Source organism: Paraburkholderia phenazinium, from assembly GCF_900100735.1.
In the GTDB taxonomy this organism is placed as follows: domain Bacteria; phylum Pseudomonadota; class Gammaproteobacteria; order Burkholderiales; family Burkholderiaceae; genus Paraburkholderia; species Paraburkholderia phenazinia.
This window is the reverse complement of sequence record NZ_FNCJ01000029.1, coordinates 17,345-35,057: the sequence shown is the minus strand read 5'-3', so window position 1 is coordinate 35,057 and position 17,713 is coordinate 17,345. Positions and strand designations below refer to the sequence as shown.

Here is a 17,713-nt window from a genome sequence, read left to right as displayed (position 1 = left end):
GACTCCGGCCCAGTATGAGACATTCGACGGCCACGTTTAGATCGACAACAATCGTTGGCATATCAGTGCAGCCGAACGTTAGCTCGAGCCATTGGCTGCTATTGCTGCGTGAGCATCAGGTTCAGATTCTGAACCGCAGCGCCGGATGCGCCTTTGCCGAGATTATCGAAAACCGCGGACAGCAGGACGTGCCCGTGCTCGATGTTAGTAAACACGCTTAGGCGCATGTCGTTCGTGCCGCTTAATACCTGTGGGTCCAGGTGCTTCAAGACGGACGATTCGCGGAGCGGCAAGACCTGTACGTGGGCCGCCCCGGCATAGTGGCGTGCGAGGCATGCGTGCAACGTGGCGCCATCCACATCAGGCGCAAGCAGCCGCAAATCCAGGGCCACCGTCAGCACGATCCCTTGTCGGAACGCTCCATACGCAGGGACGAAGATCGGACGCTGCGCGAGGCCGGCGTGCTGCTGGATCTCCGGCGCGTGCTTGTGCGCGAGTTCCAGACCATACACCTGGTATGGAAGCGCGTTGGCGGCACCTTGTCCCTCATGTTCCTCCACGCCGGCACGCCCGCGACCAGAGTAGCCGGACACAGCGTAAATGCTGATTGGGTAGTTGCCCGGTATCAACCCAGCCTGCAGCAGGGGGCGCAGCAAGCCAACTGCACCTGTCGGATAGCAACCGGGATTGGTGACCCGGCGTGCGTTCGCAATGCGCTCAGCCTGTCCGGGTGTCATTTCCGGAAAGCCGTATGTCCAGTCCGACTGTGTGCGGTGAGCAGAACTCGCGTCGATGACTCTGACGGCGGGATTAACAATGGCGCCCACCGCCTCGCGCGCAGCGGCATCGGGCAGGCAGAGGATGGCGATGTCGCAGGCGTTGATGGCTTCGGCGCGACGCGTGGAATCCTTCCGTTCCGCCGCGGGAAGCGTTATCACTGTCAGATCGGTCCGGTTGCGAAGCCGTTCGTGAATTTGCAATCCGGTGGTGCCTTGATCGCCGTCGATGAAAACAAGGGGAGAGCTCATGGGTGGAATGCTCCGTTGGCTGGCCAATAACAGGTAAAAGCAGGCTGCTATCTTCCGCGCACCGCTAAAATAGCGAAAGTTGAATTTCACAACGCAAACATTCAGTTTCTCTGAATTTGGACGGCTATATGCGAGAGATCAGTCTGGACCGCTTGCGCACTCTGGTCGTTATTGCCGACCAAGGCTCATTTGCCGACGCGGCTCGCGCGTTGAATCTGGCACCACCGACGGTTAGCCTCCACATCGCTGATCTGGAAGACCGCATCGGGGCTCCGCTCCTGTCGCGGAAGCGGGGCCATATTCGGCCGTCGGCAACGGGCGAGTTGTTGATCGAACGCGCGCGTCGATTGCTGGCCGACGCGGAACAGGCGCTAGACGAGGTTCAGCGCCAGGTTCAAGGGCTTGGCGGACGCGTTCGGCTTGGAGCATCGACCGGCGCGATTGCGCACCTGCTGCCTGAAGCACTTGACGTGCTGCGCAAGCATCATCCCGCTATCGACGTTCAGATCGCGATACTGACTTCGCAAGAAACGCTAACCCGCTTGGCGGACGGGACGCTGGATGTCGGGCTGGTCGCACTACCTCAGCCTGCGATGGCTGGACTCGTGATAAAGCCCTGGCGCCGTGACCCCGTGATGGCCTTTGTGCCAGCGCACTGGCGGTGTCCGGCGCGCGTCACGCCTGGATGGCTCGCCGCTCAACCCCTCATTCTCAATGACGCGACCACGCGTCTCTCGCGTCTGACTGCGGAGTGGTTTGCGATCGGAGGGCAACATCCTGCGCCGCGCATTCAGCTCAACTACAACGACGCCATCAAGAGTCTGGTAGCGGCAGGTTACGGCGCAGCGCTTTTGCCCCACGAGGCCACTATCCCGCTACCCGACACGCGCATCGCCATGCGTCCGCTACGCCCGGCGTTGTGGCGTCGGCTCGGCATTGCGCATCGTGCCGGCAACGTCGAGCGTTCAACGCAACACGTACTCGATGTGTTGTGGGATCTGCGATTGGCGTAGGCGTTGCGATTTGCTGCGTCGGGCGAATGGCCGGTTTGTAGAAATTCGACCGACCGGCGCGGGTCGACCCGCGCCGGATGCAGATCGATGATAGGCAGGGCGCAACGTTGGTTTGGTATTCGCCTGCGTTTGGCCACTAGCTGCCCGTCGTGAACGTATTCTTTCGGGTATGCTGGGATCCCTATTATTTCAAGTCTTACAGAGGCGCGCGTCATCGGCCTGGTGGGCTGCGACAGGAATCATCGAAATCGGCCGCAACGTGTCGATTCGATAACCCTTCGTTCGTCGTAGTCCTGAAGCACCAGTCAACTCAGGAGAACAACGATGCGATTCATCATCACAGCCCAGGCGAGCGCAGACAATAAGGAGCCGGATGCCGGTGGCGGTTTGGACGAGACCCTTCTCACGGCATACATGAGGTTCAACGAGGAGATGCACAAGGCCGGTGTCCTGGTGGCTTCCGAAGGCTTGAACCCAGCAGCGCCCGGAGCGCGAATTGCGGTTAGCAAGGGGAAACGCTACATCGTTGATGGTCCATTTGCCGAGTCCAAGGAACTGGTCGGTGGCTTTTACATCATCGAAGTTGGATCGCTTGAGGAGGCGATTTCCTGGGCATTGCGCGCGCCATCCGGTCTCGGCACGGACGATGTACTGGAGGTGCGCCAACTTACCGGAGCGGGCGACGTCCCGCCAGATGTCCTCGACATCATCCGGACAGCGGCACCGACCTGGAGCGAGTCGGTTTGGCAGGCGCGCAAGTGAAGGCCACTTACGGAATCCGGCCATGAACAGTCATTCCCGAAATACTTGCCAATGTCCGCTGACAACTACTGTGGAGCCGTTGGACGGAGCGGCGATTGCAAGCCGTCCAGAAAATACCGTCACTGACCAGTTCGTCGAGTAGTCCCAATATGCCGCTGCAGCGCAGCCGTCGTCTCAGCCAGAGGACTCGGGCCTTTTCGACTGAGAACGAAGCGCAAGCTTTGAGCAACAGAATGCGTGGGTTACCTCTTTGCTTTTTTCGGGATCAGTATTTGCGCCAGTTCCTGCAGGAACCGTACGGGTCCCTCTGCGTGCAGCGCCTGCCCGCTACTGAGTGCGCCGTCGATGACCGTGCCTAGCCGTAAAGCAAAAGTCTCCGGCTCTTCGACGCGCAAGGCTCGCCCCAGATCCGCGAGTCGCCGTCGCAGTTCTTGCTTGTGCGCCACCGCGACCTTGCGGGCCGGGTGGTTCTCGTCCGCATATTCCGCGGCGATATTGATCTGCGGGCAGCCTCGATAACCCGGACGCGCAATCCGTTCGCCAATCCATTGAAGTTGTGCGTCCAGTTCCTCACGCGGCGCGCCTTTGTGCTGCGCGGCAACCGCATCCCAATGCCCCCAGAAGTCTTCATCCTCAAGGCGAAGAAAAGCTTCGATCAGGTCATCTTTCGTCCCGAAATGACGATAAAGGCTCGTCTTGGCGACACCCGCCCGCGCCACGATAAGGTCGACGCCAACTGCACGCGTGCCCTCTCGATAGAAAAGTTCGCTGGCGGTCCGCAGAATGCGCTCACGCGTATCAGGTGCGAGTCCGTGCGCTTGTGCTCCCTTCTTCATTCTGGTTCAACCTCAAAGATTTCTTATGCCGAAACACTGTTGTCTAGCATAGCACTCGAAGCTTGACGGCGCTACAGGTCTGTATTATAAACACAGACAGGTCTGTAGCGTAATCAACCATGTATCGGAGTCAACCATGAACGACCGAATGACTGTTGCGGTGTACGGTGCTACAGGCCACACGGGAAGCTTTGTTGTCGCTGAATTAAAGCGGCGCGGGCTCGGCGTAGTCCGGATAGGGCGCGATGCTGCGCGCTTGAGGCAAAGCAGTGTCAGTGACTCGACTCCATGGCGCGTCGCTGCCATCGGCGATCCTGAGCAACTCGACGCGGCGCTTCGCGGCACGGACGCCGTCATTAACTGCGCCGGACCTTTTCTCGATACGGCGTTGCCGGTCGCCGATGCTGCGCTGCGCGCCAGGATTCCTTATCTCGACGTCACGGCGGAACAGCCCGCGCTCCAGGCGCTGATCGAGCAACGTGATACGAGAGCACGCGCTGCGGGGGTGACGCTCATCCCCGCAGCGGCGTTCTATGGTGGACTTGCCGATTTGCTCGTCACGGCAGCCGCAGATAAAGATAAGGCTATCGACAGGGTCGATATCGCCATCGGCCTCGACAGCTGGCATCCGACGCGTGGAACGCGGCTGACCGGCGAACGCAATCGCGCAACACGGCTCATCCAGGAGGAGGGGCGACTGGTGCCTGTTCCGCAGCCTGCGCCCGAAGGGGTGTGGTCTTTCCGGTCGCCGTTCGGCAACACGGACGTGGTGATGCTCCCTTTTACGGAGGTGCTCACCATCTCGCGTCATTTGCGCATCGACACGGTTGAATCCTGGTTCGCTCTCTCGGCCCTGCGCGACATTCGCGATCCCAATACGCCAGCGCCTCAGCCTCACGACGAGCAGGGACGATCGGCCCAACAATTCGTTGTGGATGTGGTCATCGAACAGAGCGGAACGACGCGCCGAGTCACAGCAACGGGACGTGACATCTATGCGGTCAGTGCACCGATCATCGTGGAGGCGACCGCTCGGCTCCTGAGCGACAAGGTCGCGCAGGGAGGTGGTGTCGTAAGTCTAGGAGAAATTTTTGATGCCCGGGATTTTCTCGCCGCACTCGATACGGTGGCGGTTTCCTGTGGCGCAGTGTCCAGCCCGATATTGTCAAGGAGAAACGAGCATGAGCAGCAATGACAAGAATGCATATTTTCGATCACTTCATCGCGCGGGAAATCCACTGGTCCTGTTCAATGTGTGGGATGCGGGAAGCGCTGCCACCGTGGCCAAGGCAGGCGCCGTTGCGCTGGCGACAGGAAGCTGGTCAGTGGCCATGGCCAACGGTTTTCCCGATGGAGAAAAGATGCCGCGGGCGCTCGTCATAGAGGTGCTCGCAAAGATCGTACGTGCGACGGACCTTCCGGTCACCGTGGATCTGGAAAGTGGTTATGGAGAGAGACTCGACGACGTCGCCGAAACGATAACGCTCAGCATCGAAGCAGGGGCAAGCGGTTGCAACATCGAGGATAGCTTTCCTGTGACAGGTGCCTTGCGCGCTGTCGAGGACGCGGCCGCTCGTATCGTCGCGGCGCGAAGTGCTGCTGATCGCGCAGGAGTTGAGTATTTCATCAATGCGCGCACTGACGTATTCTTCACCCGCCCACCGGAAGAGCACGATAGTCGCATGGTCGAGGAAGCGCTAGCGCGAGGACGGGCGTATGCAAAAGCGGGGGCCGACGGTCTCTTCGTGCCAGGCCTTCAATCGCCAGCGCTCATTCGCGAGTTGACGGCTGCATCACCTCTCCCGGTCAACATCATGCGTCTGGCAGAAACGCCTTCCATCGCGGAACTCGCGGAAAATGGCGTCGCCCGAATCAGCCATGGCCCGTATCCCTACATGTTGGCGATGAAAGCGCTCGCGGCGGCCGCTCAGGGCGTCAGCTAGCAAATCCATTTGCCAGTGTTCGGACCCGACTGAGATCAGGTTATGCGCCGGACAATGAGGCGCTGTATAGCGATTCGATCGATTGAAATGCCGATCAGATCGCGGGGCCCGGACCCTCGGGAACGAGTAACAGAACGGCCGCTTTGGAGCGCCGCAGCGACATTCGTACAAACTCTAAGTCAAGGGCAGGAACGGGTCGATAGTGGGCGGACACAAAATTACTCGGCGTAGGTAATCGCGTGGGCCATCTCTCAAAGCCTTACCTCACGCCTGCCTCAGAGATCCTCGCGAGTGAGCTCCACCCATGCGGACACCGCTCGCAAAATCGCATCGAATCGTATCACCGCGTTTGGCAGTGCGCTGCTTCGGCGATCTGCCCGATGTTGTACCCTCGGCCACTTTCAGCCGTTCGACTGCGATAGAAAGATGGGTGACAATCTAGAACTCACCAGAGCGAAGTCCTCTTCTCATTTACCAGAGAGTCCACCTGTAATAGCCTTCATTCCCGAGACCTTCGTACCTCCTCGCGATCATGAGACGCCTCTCCTGTCCTTGCAGGTTCTCTCAGACCACAATGCAGTTCAAGACTATGAATGCGTGATGGCATGCGCCGACGATATTCGGGGAGTCTTCGGGCCCGACAGAAGTTACTCGGTCGGCACGCTCAGAACCCGCGTGCGAATCAGCCCGACTCAGACCGCCAACCCCGCCAGCCGGTACCCAACCTGGAGTTCCGTAATCAGATGCTGGGGACGGGTTGGATCGGCCTCGAGCTTCTGCCGCAACGTGCCCATGTACACCCGCAAATATTGCGGCCGGTTGCTATAGCCCTGTCCCCACACGTCCATCAACAGTTGGCGGTGAGTGATGACGCGTCCATAGCCGCGGATCAGCGCGGCGAGCAGCCGGAATTCCGTGGGCGTCAGATGAACCGGCTCGTCCGCCCGGACAACCTCATACGTCGCAAGATCGACGCTGATGTCCCCGAAGCGCACGATCGACGATGCCGGCCCGCCGCTCGTCACAATGCTCGCCCGGCGCAATTGCGCGCGCACTCGAGCAATCAGTTCGGGCACGCCGAAAGGCTTGGTCAGAAAGTCGTCGGCGCCTGCGTTCAACGCCTCGACCTTTTCCTCTTCGCGGTCGCGTGCCGACAACACCAGCACAGGCGCGCTCGTCCAGCCACGCAATTGGCGGATCAGGAGCTTGCCGTCTTCATCCGGCAGGCCCAGGTCGATAATCAGCAGATCGGGCTGCCGGCTCGCGGAGTCGATGCGACCTTGCGCGGCATCGGCTGCCTCGAATACAGACATGCCTTCGCGCTCCAGCGAGATGCGAATGAAGCGGCGAATGTCAGCCTCGTCTTCTACGAGCAGAATGCGCGGTTTGTTCATGCAAATATCTCTTGTTCGATTTCTGGCGGCGTGCCGATCGGCAAACAGATCTCGAAACGCACCCCATGCGGCGTGAGCCGTTGAGCGCGAATCGTGCCGCCATGCGCCGCAACGATCGTGCGACAGAGCGCAAGACCCAGTCCCACCCCGCTGATTGACGATTCCTTGATGCCCCGCGTGAACGGTTCGAACAGATGCTCGGCATTCAGACCAGGCAGGCCCGGGCCATTGTCTTCGACGAACAGATGCAGCGTATTGTCCGCGACGCTGGAGCGAATCACGATTCGGGTACCCGCCGGGGTGTATTTTGCCGCGTTGTCGAGCAGGTTGACGAGCACCCGTTCGAATGCGATCGCATCGAGCTCGATCAGGGGCAAATCCGGCGCGAGCTGGGTTCGCACCTCATGCGCGGCAAGCCCGTCGAACAGTCGCGCGAGCGCGCTGCCCACCACTTCGCCCAAGTCGTTCCACTCCTTGTTGAGCCGCACCCCTTCGCTTTGCATGCGCGCCAGATCGAGCAGATTCGTGACGAGGCGGTGCAGGCTTTCCGATTGCATGCGGATTGCACGCGACATGCCGACCCGCTCGGCAGCCGGAAAATCAGGCGTCTGTTCGAGCGTTTCGGCCAGACCGCGAATCGCGGTGAGTGGGGTCTTCAGGTCATGCGAGACGGCGGCAAGCAAGGCGCTGCGAAGTCGCTCGCCTTCCATGCGCACCAGGGTGTCCTGTGCGATCTCCACAAAATGCGTGCGCTCGAGGGCGAGTGCAATCAGCGAACAGCAGGCCTCCAGTAGCCGGCGGTCGGCCGGTTCGCTGGGCCGGGCGGTTTCATCGATGCGCACCGCCAGCACGCCGCGCGTGCTCATCGGCGCCTTGAGCGGCAAATACAGGGCGCTCGCGCCCGGCAGCGTCGGCGTGCTGATCCCCGCCGGCTGCACGTGATCGTAGGACCATTGCGCAATCGAGGTATCGACAAAGTCCTCCAGGTGAACACAGGCCAGTTCGTTTTTGCTATCGGGCAGCACCAGTGCGACCCGGGCCGCAAACAGTGGCGCGATCGTTCCCGAGCAGATCGCGCTGATCTGGTCCACCCTGAGCGCCCCCGAAAGTTCGCGCGCAACCCTCGCCACGGCGACCGCATGGTGCTCCCCGGCAGTTGCCACGCGGGCCTTGAGACGAAGTTGCGCGGCAAGTTGACCGGTCACGAGCGCGACGGCCAGGATCAGCACGAAGGTGAACAGATATTGCGCGTCGGATACTGCGAAGGAGAAGCGCGGCGTAACGAAGAAGAAGTCGAAGCTCGCCACGCTCAGGAGCGCAGTCCAGGCCCCGGCGACGCGCCCGAGGCACAGGGCCACGAGCACGACAGTGAAGAGGAACAGCCCGACCACATTGGAGAGGTCGAATACCTGCAGCAGTTGGCTCGCTACGACCGTGGTCGCGGCGCATGCCAGGGTCGCCAGGACGAGCGGCCAATAGAAACGTTCGGCGGACATGGACTCTTTTATGTACAAGGCCGATCCGCCCGCATGCAGGACCGCCTCAGAAGAACGGGGTGATCAGCAAGTCGATCAGCTTGATCCCGACAAACGGCGCGATCACGCCGCCAACCCCGTAGATTAGCAGGTTGCGCGTCAGCAGGCGTTGCGCGGGCTCCGCACGATGCTTGACGCCCTTGAGCGCGAGCGGGATCAGCACGGCGATGATCAATGCGTTGAAGATGACCGCCGACAGGATCGCCGATGCCGGGCTGTGCAGCGCCATAACATTGAGCGCGCCGAGCGCCGGATAGGTCACGACGAAGGCAGCAGGAATGATCGCGAAGTATTTCGCGAGGTCGTTCGCAACGCTGAAAGTCGTCAATGCACCGCGTGTCATGATCATCTGCTTGCCGACTTCGACCACGCGCAGCAGCTTGGTGGGGTTGCTGTCGAGGTCGATCATGTTGCCGGCCTCCTTCGCGGCCTGGGTGCCGCTGTTCATCGCGACGGCAACGTCGGCCTGCGCGAGCGCGGGCGCGTCGTTGGTGCCGTCGCCGGTCATCGCGACGAGCCGGCCCTCGGCCTGGTATTTGCGGATCAGCGCGAGTTTGTCCTCCGGGGTCGCTTCGGCGAGATAGTCGTCGACTCCCGCTTCGGCGGCGATCGAAGCAGCCGTGAGGCGGTTGTCGCCCGTGATCATGACGGTCTTGATCCCCATCCGGCGAAGTTCGGCGAAGCGCTCCTTGATCCCGCCCTTGACGATGTCCTTGAGTTCGATGACACCGAGCACGCGAGCTTCGTCCGCGACGACGAGCGGGGTGCTGCCGCGCCGCGCCACGTCTTCGACTGTGCGTTCGATCTCGGCAGGCCAGCTTCCCCCAAGGTTGAGGACGTGGGTGCGGATCGCCTGGGCTGCGCCTTTGCGAATCCGCCGCCCGCCGCAATCGACACCGCTCATCCGCGTATGCGCACTGAATGCGATCGGCACGCTATCGCCCAGTTCGCGTCCACGCAACTCGAAGCGTTGCTTGGCCAGCACGACGATCGAACGACCTTCGGGCGTCTCGTCGGCGAGCGAAGCGAGTTGCGCCGTGTCGGCCAGCGTGCGTTCGGTGATGCCGGGTGCGGGCAGAAACGCCGAAGCCGCGCGATTGCCGAGCGTGATGGTGCCGGTCTTGTCGAGCAGCAGCACGTCGACGTCGCCAGCCGCTTCGATAGCCCTGCCCGAGGTCGCGATGACGTTGGCGCGCAGCATGCGGCTCATCCCGGCGATGCCGATGGCCGACAGCAATGCGCCGATCGTGGTCGGGATCAGACAGACGAGCAAGGCGATCAGCACGGTCAGGCTGACCACCTTGCCGGCGCCCGCCAAGGTCACGCTGAAGCTCGAGATGGGCAGCAGCGTGACGCACACCAGCAGGAACACCAAGGTCAGCGCCACCAGCAGGATCGTGAGCGCGGTTTCATTCGGCGTCTTGCCACGGCGGGCGCCTTCGATCATGGCAATCATGCGGTCGAGAAAAGCCTCGCCGGGGTTGGCCGTGATGCGCACGATGATCCAGTCCGAGAGCACCCTGGTGCCACCCGTTACCGAAGAGAAGTCACCGCCCGATTCGCGGATCACCGGTGCGGATTCGCCCGTGATGGCCGATTCGTCAACCGACGCCACACCTTCGATGACATCGCCGTCGGCAGGAATCATCTCGCCGGCCAGCACCAGCACGATCTTGCCCGCCACGAGTTCGTCGCTGGGCACGAAATGGGTCGCGCTGTCGTAGCGGGGTTCGGCGAGGACCCTCGCGAGAACCCGTTTCCTGGCGCCGCGCAAGGCCGCCGCCTGCGCCTTGCTACGGCCTTCGGCGAGGGCTTCCGCCGCGTTCGAGAACAATACGGTAAACCACAGCCATACCGTCACCGCAAGGATAAAACCCGCCGAAGCATCCCCTTCGCCGCGCAAGGCCTGCAGCCAAAGCAGCGTCGTGACGATGCTGCCCAGGTAGACGACGAACATCACTGGGTTTTTCCACTGGGCCTGTGGCGTCAGCTTCTTCAACGCCTCGACGGCGACCTCTCGCCAGAGCGGAGGGGCCACAGACGCGCGGGTTACTTCAATTTCAGCGGTGGAAAAGTCTTCTTTTGCATTCATATTGAGGTTCCTCGCTTATTTTGCCGAGGACGGTTGCGGCATAAGCGCATCGAGCGCGAGATTGAGCGCCAGCACGTTCGCACGAGGGTCGCCGAGCACGCCGAGTTGACGCGGCGACGCCTGTTCGTCGAGCAAGGTTCTAACCTGCTGTTCGGACAAGCCGCGTGCGCGTGCGATACGGGGCACTTGCAGGCTGGCGTTGGCCAGCGAGATGTCCGGGTCGAGCCCCGACGCAGATGCCGTCACCGCATCGACGGGAATCTGCACGTCGCCGCCAAGGCCGTTCTCCTGGCGGTACACATGAACCCGGTTGCGAACCTGGTCAATCAGGCTCTTGCTGGTCGGGCCGAGATTGCTGCCACCGCTGAGCGCCGCGTTGTAGGGGAACGGAATGCTCTGGCTCGCATCCTTGGGGTCGGGCCCAGTAGTCGCGCTCGGGCGCGGATGAAAATAACCCGGCTGCGTAAAATTCTGGCCGATTAGCGCAGAGCCAATCACGGCGCCATGACGCTCCACCAGGCTGCCACTCGCCTGTTTGTGAAACAGCACTTGCGCAAGGCCCGTGGTCAGCAGCGGATAACCCAGGCCCGTGACCACCATGAACAGGACCGCGGACACCAGTGCGGGGCGCGCCAGGCCGCGAGTCAGCGGGACGGCTGGCGAAGAGATTTGGGCGTGTTCGAGAGTGCTCATGACAGATCCTTAGAACAGTTTTCCGGTAGCCAGCATCAGGTGCTCGACGATCGGCCCAAGCGCGAGCGCGGGGAAAAAAGTCAGTCCACCGACCAGCACGACGACGAAAACCAGCAGAACGGTGAACAGCGGCGTCGCGGTGGGTAGCGTGCCGAGTCCTTCGGGGATGCTCTTCTTTGCGGCAAGCGATCCGGCGACAGCCAGCATCGGCAGCAGCGTAAAGAAACGCCCGAACAGCATCGCAAAGCCGATCGTCGTGTTGAAGAACGGCGTGTTCGCATTCAGGCCGGCAAATGCCGAGCCGTTGTTCGCCGTGGCCGACGTATAGGCGTAGAGCACCTCGCTAAAGCCATGCGGGCCCGTATTGTTGAGACTGGCGGTGGTCGAGGGAAGGAGGACTGCGAGTGCCGTGAAGCCGAGGATGCAGATCGGATGCGCAAGCACTGCAAGCATGACCAGCTTCATTTCGCGCGCTTCGATCTTCTTGCCGAGAAACTCCGGCGTCCGGCCGATCATCATCCCGACAAGGAACACCGTCAGGATTGCGAACGTAATCAGGTTGATGAAACCAACCCCGTCGCCGCCGAACACGTCGTTGAGCATCATTTCGGCGATCGGCACCAGGCCCCCGAGCGGCATCAGCGAGTCGTGCATGGCATTGACCGAGCCGGTGGTCGCGGCCGTCGTGACAGCCACGAACAGACTGGTCTGGGCGATGCCGAAGCGTGTTTCCTTGCCCTCCATGTTGCCGCCGGACTGGAGCACGCTGTGCTGCTGGTCTACGCCGAGTGCGCCGAGCGCCGGGTTGCCATGCTGTTCGCTGCTATAAACGAGCGCGAGGAAGCCAAGAAACATCACGAGGAACGCTGCGAGAAATGCCCATCCCTGGCGCCGGCGTAACAGCATGCTGCCGAACGTATAGGTAAGCGCCGATGGAATCAGCAACATGCACAGAATGTGAATCGTGTTGGTCAGCGGCGTCGGGTTTTCGAACGGATGCGCAGCGTTCATGCCGAAGAAACCGCCGCCGTTCGTGCCGAGGTGCTTGATCGATTCGAGACTCGCAACCGGTCCCATCAGTATCTGCTGCTTGATACCCTCGAGCGTCGTGGCCGTCACATCGCTGCTGAGGGTCTGGGGGATCCCCTGCCAGACATAGATCAAAGCGACGATGACGGACAACGGCAGGAGGACACGATACACAACACGCGTGAAATCGACCCAGTAGTTGCCGATATGCGCGGTGCTCCGGCGGCTCAGCCCGCGGATGAAGCCGCCGCAGGCCGCCACGCCGGTGGCCGCGCTAATCACCATCAGGAAGGTGATCGCCGCCATCTGCGAGAAGTTCGACAGGCTGGTCTCACCCGAGTACGACTGCCAGTTGGTATTGGTGACAAACGAAGCTGCGGTGTTGAAGGCGAGATCGGGGGTCTGTGCGGCACGCTGGAGGGTGTCGAAGGGCAGCAGGTCCTGGACTCGCAGCAGCAAATAGCCGAGCAGCATCATGGCGGCATTGCTCAGCAGCAAAGCCATGCCATAGCGCTTCCAGTCCATTTCTTCGGACGGGTCGGCACCGAGCGCACCATAAGTCCAGCGTTCGGCGAGGCCGTGGGAGGGGGCGGTAAAGACCCATGTGAGCCATTTGCCGAGCAAGACGACGAATGTCGTCATGATCAGCAGAACAATCACGAGTTGAGCAAAGTCATAGGCCATGTCAGTGCTCTCAGATTTTTCCCAGCGCAACGATAAGCGCCGCGGAGGTCGTGAAGAATGCAAGCGTCACGACCACGAATATCAGATCGTTCATAGGTGTTTCCAATGCTTGATGAGAACCGGCGAGCGGCAGATGCGCCGCGCCATCAGAATTTTTCGGGCTTGATCAGCGCGTAGAACAGATAGACGAACAGCATCGCTGTGAGTAAGCCGACGAGCGCGATCATGTTGGCAGCCCCCAGAGGTGAAGCGAGCGGCAAAGCGCCGGATAGCACAGGCGGGAAAGGAGGCTGGCGTCAAGCCGGCGCTCCGAATGGACGCGTAACCACATACGGAAATCTCCAGTAGAAACCTTCGCTACTGTAGAAGAGGCCGTATCAAGACTGCGCTGTATTTGAAAGGTCGAGATCAAGACGGCATAAAGATCGCTCGCAAAGCGGCGACAGGTCGAGCGGCGCCCCCTTTCGGAACGCTCTGCCGCAGTCCGCCAATTCGTTTGCTACACTGGTTCAACAAACAGGTGTTTTTCTCTTCATGGACCTGGCACCGCAATTGCAGGCCCAAGCGTCGGTTGTTCGTCGCAAGGCATAGGGCGAGGCTCTACGGACAGGGCTTGCTGCCGAAGAGGTCGCGCACGAGAGAATTTCGATGTCTCCGCGCTTCCGGCAGACGCGTTCGACGAGATTAACCGGATTGAGACGAGGCAGAGGTTCAACGAAGTCGTCAAAACGGGCAGCCCCGGGTTCATTCCGCGACGTATGCAATAGACAAACGTGAACGGTATCCGGAGGTACTCCATGCAGGAAGAACCAATACGTGAAGCCCTGAATGCACACTGGCAGGCGTCGGCGGCCGGCGATCTCGACGCGGAACACGATATTTACGCTGACGATGCCATCTGCGACTATCCCCAGTCAGGTGAACGAATCATTGGGCGAATGAATTTGCAGGCACTGCGTGGGCATCATCCGGATAAGCCATCCGGCTTCGAGGTCAGGCGTATTCAAGGAGAAGGCAATCTCTGGGTTACTGAATACGCCATCACCTATACGGGGCGAACGGCTTACACGGTCAGCATCATGGAGTTCTCCAACGGCAAAGTCGTTCACGAGACCCAGTATTTTTCGGATCCCTTCGAAGCACCGGGTTGGCGGAGTCGATGGGTTCAGAAGATCGCATGACGTGGCGTTGCGGCGAGATAACGTTAGCAACCCTCAGGTCTCAGACCTGGGCGATACCACCATCGAACATCAGATCTGCACCGGTCATGTACGAACTCTGGTCGGACGCCAGGAAGAGCGCCGCGCTGGCAAGCTCCTCAGCCCGAGCGAGTCGGCCGAGCGGGACCATGCTCTGGTACATGTTCACCAGATCCTCGCGTGGCGCCGACTGAGCGTCGAGAATCGGGGTGTCGGTAACGCCAGGGCTGAGCAGGTTGACGCGAATGCCGCGATCCTTGAACTCCGCAGCCCAAGTGCGGGCATAGGAACGCAACGCCGCCTTGGTCGCCGCGTAGGCGGTGTGGCCTGGAATGCCCATGACGTGCATGCCCGACGAGACCAGAATGATCGATCCACCACCTGTCATCATCGGCAGCAGCTTCTGCACCATGAACACGGGGCCGCGGGCCATGAGGTTGAATGCCTTGTCGAAATGCTCAGGCGTGAGGGTGTCGATCGGAGCCTGATCCGTAAAGCCGGCGTTCGACACGATGATGTCGACAACGCCCTTTTCTTCCCTGACTGCCGCAGCGACACGGTCGAGGTCATCAAGGTCTGCGGCGTCAGCCTGAATAGCGGTGACGTTGCGCCCGATCAGTTTGGCGGCGGCGTCGAGCTGAGCTTGCCGACGGCCGAAAATGAAGACGTGAGCGCCTTCGGCGACAAAGCGCTGTGCAGCGGCTAAACCGATACCGGTCGTTCCGCCGCTAATGACGGCAATCTTGCCTGCGAGAGTAGACATGGGAACCTTCTGCCTGTTCGTGAATGACAGGAAGAGGGTAATTGCCATCGCCGAAAATGATAATCCACGGATTTCTCATAAGATCTATTCTTCAAGAGAATGGGTCACACGAGAGGAATGCCATGGATCGGTTTCACGAATTGAACGCCTTCATCGCCGTTGTTGAAGCGGGCGGCTTTTCCGCCGCAGCGCGTAGAACCGGCGATTCACAGTCCGGCATCAGTAAGGCCATCGGCGCGCTGGAAAAGCGTCTCGGCGTGATGCTATTTAACCGCAGCACACGCAGCGTGACCCTGACGGACCAGGGTCAGAGATACTATGATCGGACAAGACCGCTCATGGACGAGATGGATGAAGCCGATAGCGAACTGACAAGCAGCACGCTTAATGCCTCCGGTCTAGTCAGGATCGCCGCGGCCTCTACGTTCGGCCGTCTGCGCGTTCTTCCGCTTATACCGGAGCTGTTGTCACTCAATCCCGGCCTTCAGGTAGATCTTATTCTTTCGGATGCCGTACGAGATATGGTGGAAGACCGGATCGATCTGGCGATCCGCGTGGGCCCAGTCAACGAACCTGACGCCGTTGTCAAGCGAGTGGCTTGCACTCCCCTCGTATGCGTCGGGTCCCGTCGCTACTTCGAGCAACACGGAATACCCAAGACCCCTGCCGAGCTCGTTGATCATAATTGCCTTTTATACGGCGGACTGACGGAGTCAGCAGACTGGCCGTTTGTCGGGCCGGAGGGTCGATTCAGCGTGACCGTTCGTGGAAATCTTTCGTCCAACAGTGTCGAAACAATCCGGGCTGGTGTTCTGTCCGGTGTCGGAATTGGCCTCTTTGCCAAGGTCTCTCTTGCCGATGAACTTCAGCATCCGGACGTGATCACGATTCTCGACGAATTTATAGGCGAGGTCAGAGATGTGAGCCTCATCTGGCCAAAACGTCGGTTTGTACCGGCACGTGTGCGCCGCACGACTGACTTTTTTGCTACGGCACTACCGCCTCGTGTTTAGGGAAACGGAAGGAATTGGCGCATCCCGCGACATCTCTTTTGTCGAGATAACAAGGTGCATGTACCGTGAACGAATTCGTCACCGGCCATGTTGTCAAAGTAACGTTGTTGGAGTTCACCATCATGAAACCGTTTTCTTTCGCCGTGACCCTCGTCGTGCTCACCGCCGGCTGCAGCTCGACATGGCCGCCCGCTACCAGTCAAACCGTCCGACCAGGTCCGGCCGACACGAATACCTACACGCTGAACCCTACCGGCGGTGCGACACCCGGTGACTCCACATCAAAGCCACCGAGGCTTACAGTAGGTGTCAGCTATCCCGATACGCAATTGATTCTGCCGTGGTTCCTCAATGACATCATCGACCTGGTGAACTATCGCTAGCCTCCCGGTGACTTGCTGCCATGGGACCGGTTGATTGTCACGGGTCGACCTGAGACGGCGATCGAAAGAAGTGACGCAAGCCACGCTATCATCGACAGTCGATGCCAACTGTCTCGATGGCATGGGCGTTGGAACGCTACCCTCAAAGCCAGTTGATGATGGGTGTTTTCTCAAGGAGATTGCGATGGCTGAACTCGTAACATGCTTGTGGTTCGATCAAGGTAGAGCGCGCGAAGCAGCGGAGTTTTACGCCGCCACCTTTCCCGACAGCCGTGTCGATGCAGGTCATGAATCTCCCATACCGGGCATTGGGCAGGGTCCGGAGTTGACGGTCGAGTTCACGGTGCTCGGCCGGCGCTTCGTCGGGTTGAACGGCGGGCCCAACTTCAAGGCGAATGAGGCGGTAAGTTTCATGGTCCAAACAGATAACCAGGAAGAGACCGATCGATACTGGAGCGCCATTATCGGCAACGGCGGCGAGGAAGCGCCTTGCGGCTGGTGCAAGGACCGCTGGGGCTTTTCGTGGCAGATCACGCCCAGGCGGCTGCTCGAGCTCGTCAACGGGTCCGATCATGATGCCGCAAGGCGTGCGATGAACGAGATGATGCAAATGAAGAAGATCGATATCGCCGCGATAGAGCGTGCAGCGGCAACTGCTGACTAACATGCAGACGCGACGGCTCGACCAGCCGATCGCGCCGCCGGAACTGCCGAGAGCCTTTCCTGAGCTTGATGCTCTAAGGAGAGCATCAAGCTCTTACATCCCGACAGGAGGTGCAATGACCACCCGCCACGTATCCACCGACACATATCGCCCGCCCATCGATACGCTCAAAGAGCAGCTCCGGCGCGTCGGCGTCACGACGTTCACCGCACCGAGCTATCGGTGCGGCAACGTCGGACACATTGTGCTGATTCGCTTCTCCGATGAGGTGCCGGCATCCGCGCGCACTGCCGCAATACAAGCATTTCTGGCTCTACGCAGCGCTTGTGTTCGGGAAGACAAGCCCTACATCCGCTCGATCGAAGCCGGCGCGCAATCCAGCGGGGAAGGTGCCGACAGGGGATTCGAGCACGCATTCGTGCTGCACTTCGACTCGGAGGGCGACCGGAACTATTACGTCGGCGAACCGGTAGTCGACGATGCCGATTTCTATGACCCCCGGCATCACGCGTTCAAGCAAATGATCGGCCCGTTGCTGGCCCCGCAAGGCGTACTGGTCTTCGATTACACGGACGGGGTCGGCATCACTGACTCAAGGCTTGATTGAGATTGACGGCGAAGTTCCGATATCGAGAAGCCCGATTGTCCAGTGGTCCTGCTCGACGATGTTGTTCAGGTATTT

Annotated in this window: 18 protein-coding genes and 1 pseudogene; 10 read left to right on the top strand and 9 right to left on the bottom strand. The window is 60.4% G+C overall.

Annotated features, from left to right (window positions below; genetic code table 11):
- Positions 1 to 98: 98 nt before the first annotated feature.
- Complete coding sequence (argC, locus tag BLQ92_RS36245; protein WP_090695009.1) at positions 99 to 1,028, bottom strand: N-acetyl-gamma-glutamyl-phosphate reductase; 930 nt, start codon at positions 1,026 to 1,028, stop codon at positions 99 to 101.
- Positions 1,029 to 1,156: 128 nt separating this feature from the next.
- On the opposite strand from argC, the gene BLQ92_RS36240 reads away from it, so the two are divergent.
- Positions 1,157 to 2,041 carry a LysR family transcriptional regulator gene (locus tag BLQ92_RS36240; RefSeq protein WP_090695005.1) on the top strand — a complete coding sequence of 295 codons (885 nt, stop codon included), beginning with the start codon at positions 1,157 to 1,159 and terminating at the stop codon, positions 2,039 to 2,041.
- A 324-nt stretch (positions 2,042 to 2,365) separates the two neighbouring features.
- Entirely contained in the window at positions 2,366 to 2,803 is a 438-nt protein-coding gene (locus BLQ92_RS36235; protein ID WP_090695002.1) for a YciI family protein, read from the top strand.
- A gap of 242 nt (positions 2,804 to 3,045) precedes the next feature.
- Here BLQ92_RS36235 and BLQ92_RS36230 read toward each other — a convergent pair whose 3' ends face one another.
- Positions 3,046 to 3,639: a TetR/AcrR family transcriptional regulator gene (locus BLQ92_RS36230; RefSeq protein WP_090694998.1), complete on the bottom strand. Its 594-nt coding sequence runs from the start codon at positions 3,637 to 3,639 to the stop codon at positions 3,046 to 3,048.
- A gap of 136 nt (positions 3,640 to 3,775) precedes the next feature.
- Between BLQ92_RS36230 and BLQ92_RS36225 the strand changes: the two genes are divergently transcribed.
- The gene (locus BLQ92_RS36225; RefSeq protein ID WP_090694995.1) at positions 3,776 to 4,834 is read left to right on the top strand and encodes a saccharopine dehydrogenase family protein; all 1,059 of its coding nucleotides are present in this window, start codon (positions 3,776 to 3,778) and stop codon (positions 4,832 to 4,834) included.
- Complete coding sequence (locus BLQ92_RS36220; protein ID WP_090694992.1) at positions 4,821 to 5,582, top strand: isocitrate lyase/PEP mutase family protein; 762 nt, start codon at positions 4,821 to 4,823, stop codon at positions 5,580 to 5,582. The genes BLQ92_RS36225 and BLQ92_RS36220 overlap by 14 nt, the downstream gene beginning before the upstream one ends.
- 692 nt (positions 5,583 to 6,274) lie before the next feature.
- Here the strand turns inward: BLQ92_RS36220 and BLQ92_RS36215 are convergent.
- The 6 genes from BLQ92_RS36215 to kdpF all read right to left on the bottom strand — a co-directional run bounded on the left by BLQ92_RS36215 (position 6,275) and on the right by kdpF (position 13,236).
- Positions 6,275 to 6,976, bottom strand: a complete 702-nt coding sequence (locus BLQ92_RS36215; RefSeq protein ID WP_090694988.1) for a response regulator — start codon at positions 6,974 to 6,976, stop codon at positions 6,275 to 6,277.
- Positions 6,973 to 8,472, bottom strand: a complete 1,500-nt coding sequence (locus tag BLQ92_RS36210; protein ID WP_090694984.1) for an ATP-binding protein — start codon at positions 8,470 to 8,472, stop codon at positions 6,973 to 6,975. Before BLQ92_RS36210 ends, BLQ92_RS36215 begins: the two co-directional genes overlap by 4 nt.
- A 46-nt stretch (positions 8,473 to 8,518) precedes the next feature.
- On the bottom strand, positions 8,519 to 10,603 hold the full coding sequence (gene kdpB / locus BLQ92_RS36205) for a potassium-transporting ATPase subunit KdpB (RefSeq protein ID WP_090694981.1): 2,085 nt from the start codon (positions 10,601 to 10,603) through the stop codon (positions 8,519 to 8,521).
- A gap of 15 nt (positions 10,604 to 10,618) precedes the next feature.
- Positions 10,619 to 11,296, bottom strand: a complete 678-nt coding sequence (gene kdpC, locus BLQ92_RS36200) for a potassium-transporting ATPase subunit KdpC (protein WP_090694976.1) — start codon at positions 11,294 to 11,296, stop codon at positions 10,619 to 10,621.
- Between the two features lie 9 nt (positions 11,297 to 11,305).
- Positions 11,306 to 13,009, bottom strand: coding sequence for a potassium-transporting ATPase subunit KdpA (gene kdpA, locus BLQ92_RS36195; protein ID WP_090694971.1), 1,704 nt, complete (start codon positions 13,007 to 13,009; stop codon positions 11,306 to 11,308).
- 146 nt (positions 13,010 to 13,155) lie between these two features.
- Positions 13,156 to 13,236, bottom strand: a complete 81-nt coding sequence (gene kdpF, locus BLQ92_RS41545; RefSeq protein ID WP_143016738.1) for a K(+)-transporting ATPase subunit F — start codon at positions 13,234 to 13,236, stop codon at positions 13,156 to 13,158.
- A gap of 402 nt (positions 13,237 to 13,638) precedes the next feature.
- On the opposite strand from kdpF, the pseudogene BLQ92_RS41000 reads away from it, so the two are divergent.
- Positions 13,639 to 13,776, top strand: a pseudogene (locus BLQ92_RS41000) (aldo/keto reductase); the annotation flags it as partial.
- A gap of 30 nt (positions 13,777 to 13,806) precedes the next feature.
- Entirely contained in the window at positions 13,807 to 14,190 is a 384-nt protein-coding gene (locus BLQ92_RS36180; protein ID WP_090694963.1) for a nuclear transport factor 2 family protein, read from the top strand.
- 40 nt (positions 14,191 to 14,230) lie between these two features.
- On the opposite strand, the gene BLQ92_RS36175 is transcribed toward BLQ92_RS36180, so the two are convergent.
- Positions 14,231 to 14,971 carry an SDR family NAD(P)-dependent oxidoreductase gene (locus tag BLQ92_RS36175; RefSeq protein WP_090694958.1) on the bottom strand — a complete coding sequence of 247 codons (741 nt, stop codon included), beginning with the start codon at positions 14,969 to 14,971 and terminating at the stop codon, positions 14,231 to 14,233.
- 122 nt (positions 14,972 to 15,093) lie between these two features.
- Here BLQ92_RS36175 and BLQ92_RS36170 point away from each other — a divergent pair, with 122 nt between their 5' ends.
- The 4 genes from BLQ92_RS36170 to BLQ92_RS36155 all read left to right on the top strand — a co-directional run bounded on the left by BLQ92_RS36170 (position 15,094) and on the right by BLQ92_RS36155 (position 17,638).
- Entirely contained in the window at positions 15,094 to 15,984 is an 891-nt protein-coding gene (locus BLQ92_RS36170; RefSeq protein WP_090695155.1) for a LysR family transcriptional regulator, read from the top strand.
- A gap of 122 nt (positions 15,985 to 16,106) precedes the next feature.
- Positions 16,107 to 16,367, top strand: a complete 261-nt coding sequence (locus BLQ92_RS36165; RefSeq protein WP_090695150.1) for a hypothetical protein — start codon at positions 16,107 to 16,109, stop codon at positions 16,365 to 16,367.
- 184 nt (positions 16,368 to 16,551) lie between these two features.
- Complete coding sequence (locus BLQ92_RS36160; protein ID WP_090694955.1) at positions 16,552 to 17,031, top strand: VOC family protein; 480 nt, start codon at positions 16,552 to 16,554, stop codon at positions 17,029 to 17,031.
- A gap of 115 nt (positions 17,032 to 17,146) precedes the next feature.
- A complete protein-coding gene (locus BLQ92_RS36155; RefSeq protein ID WP_175772624.1) occupies positions 17,147 to 17,638 on the top strand; it encodes a Dabb family protein in 492 nt (163 codons plus the stop codon).
- The last annotated feature ends 75 nt before the right edge of the window (positions 17,639 to 17,713 follow it).

Bases quoted from the DNA above. Each gene is read 5' to 3' on its own strand.
- argC (WP_090695009.1), bottom strand. From the start codon at position 1,028: ATGAGCTCTCCCCTTGTTTTCATCGACGGCGATCAAGGCACCACCGGA.
- BLQ92_RS36240 (WP_090695005.1), top strand. From the start codon at position 1,157: ATGCGAGAGATCAGTCTGGACCGCTTGCGCACTCTGGTCGTTATTGCC.
- BLQ92_RS36235 (WP_090695002.1), top strand. From the start codon at position 2,366: ATGCGATTCATCATCACAGCCCAGGCGAGCGCAGACAATAAGGAGCCG.
- BLQ92_RS36230 (WP_090694998.1), bottom strand. From the start codon at position 3,639: ATGAAGAAGGGAGCACAAGCGCACGGACTCGCACCTGATACGCGTGAG.
- BLQ92_RS36225 (WP_090694995.1), top strand. From the start codon at position 3,776: ATGAACGACCGAATGACTGTTGCGGTGTACGGTGCTACAGGCCACACG.
- BLQ92_RS36220 (WP_090694992.1), top strand. From the start codon at position 4,821: ATGAGCAGCAATGACAAGAATGCATATTTTCGATCACTTCATCGCGCG.
- BLQ92_RS36215 (WP_090694988.1), bottom strand. From the start codon at position 6,976: ATGAACAAACCGCGCATTCTGCTCGTAGAAGACGAGGCTGACATTCGC.
- BLQ92_RS36210 (WP_090694984.1), bottom strand. From the start codon at position 8,472: ATGTCCGCCGAACGTTTCTATTGGCCGCTCGTCCTGGCGACCCTGGCA.
- kdpB (WP_090694981.1), bottom strand. From the start codon at position 10,603: ATGAATGCAAAAGAAGACTTTTCCACCGCTGAAATTGAAGTAACCCGC.
- kdpC (WP_090694976.1), bottom strand. From the start codon at position 11,296: ATGAGCACTCTCGAACACGCCCAAATCTCTTCGCCAGCCGTCCCGCTG.
- kdpA (WP_090694971.1), bottom strand. From the start codon at position 13,009: ATGGCCTATGACTTTGCTCAACTCGTGATTGTTCTGCTGATCATGACG.
- kdpF (WP_143016738.1), bottom strand. From the start codon at position 13,236: ATGATCGCGCTCGTCGGCTTACTCACAGCGATGCTGTTCGTCTATCTG.
- BLQ92_RS36180 (WP_090694963.1), top strand. From the start codon at position 13,807: ATGCAGGAAGAACCAATACGTGAAGCCCTGAATGCACACTGGCAGGCG.
- BLQ92_RS36175 (WP_090694958.1), bottom strand. From the start codon at position 14,971: ATGTCTACTCTCGCAGGCAAGATTGCCGTCATTAGCGGCGGAACGACC.
- BLQ92_RS36170 (WP_090695155.1), top strand. From the start codon at position 15,094: ATGGATCGGTTTCACGAATTGAACGCCTTCATCGCCGTTGTTGAAGCG.
- BLQ92_RS36165 (WP_090695150.1), top strand. From the start codon at position 16,107: ATGAAACCGTTTTCTTTCGCCGTGACCCTCGTCGTGCTCACCGCCGGC.
- BLQ92_RS36160 (WP_090694955.1), top strand. From the start codon at position 16,552: ATGGCTGAACTCGTAACATGCTTGTGGTTCGATCAAGGTAGAGCGCGC.
- BLQ92_RS36155 (WP_175772624.1), top strand. From the start codon at position 17,147: ATGACCACCCGCCACGTATCCACCGACACATATCGCCCGCCCATCGAT.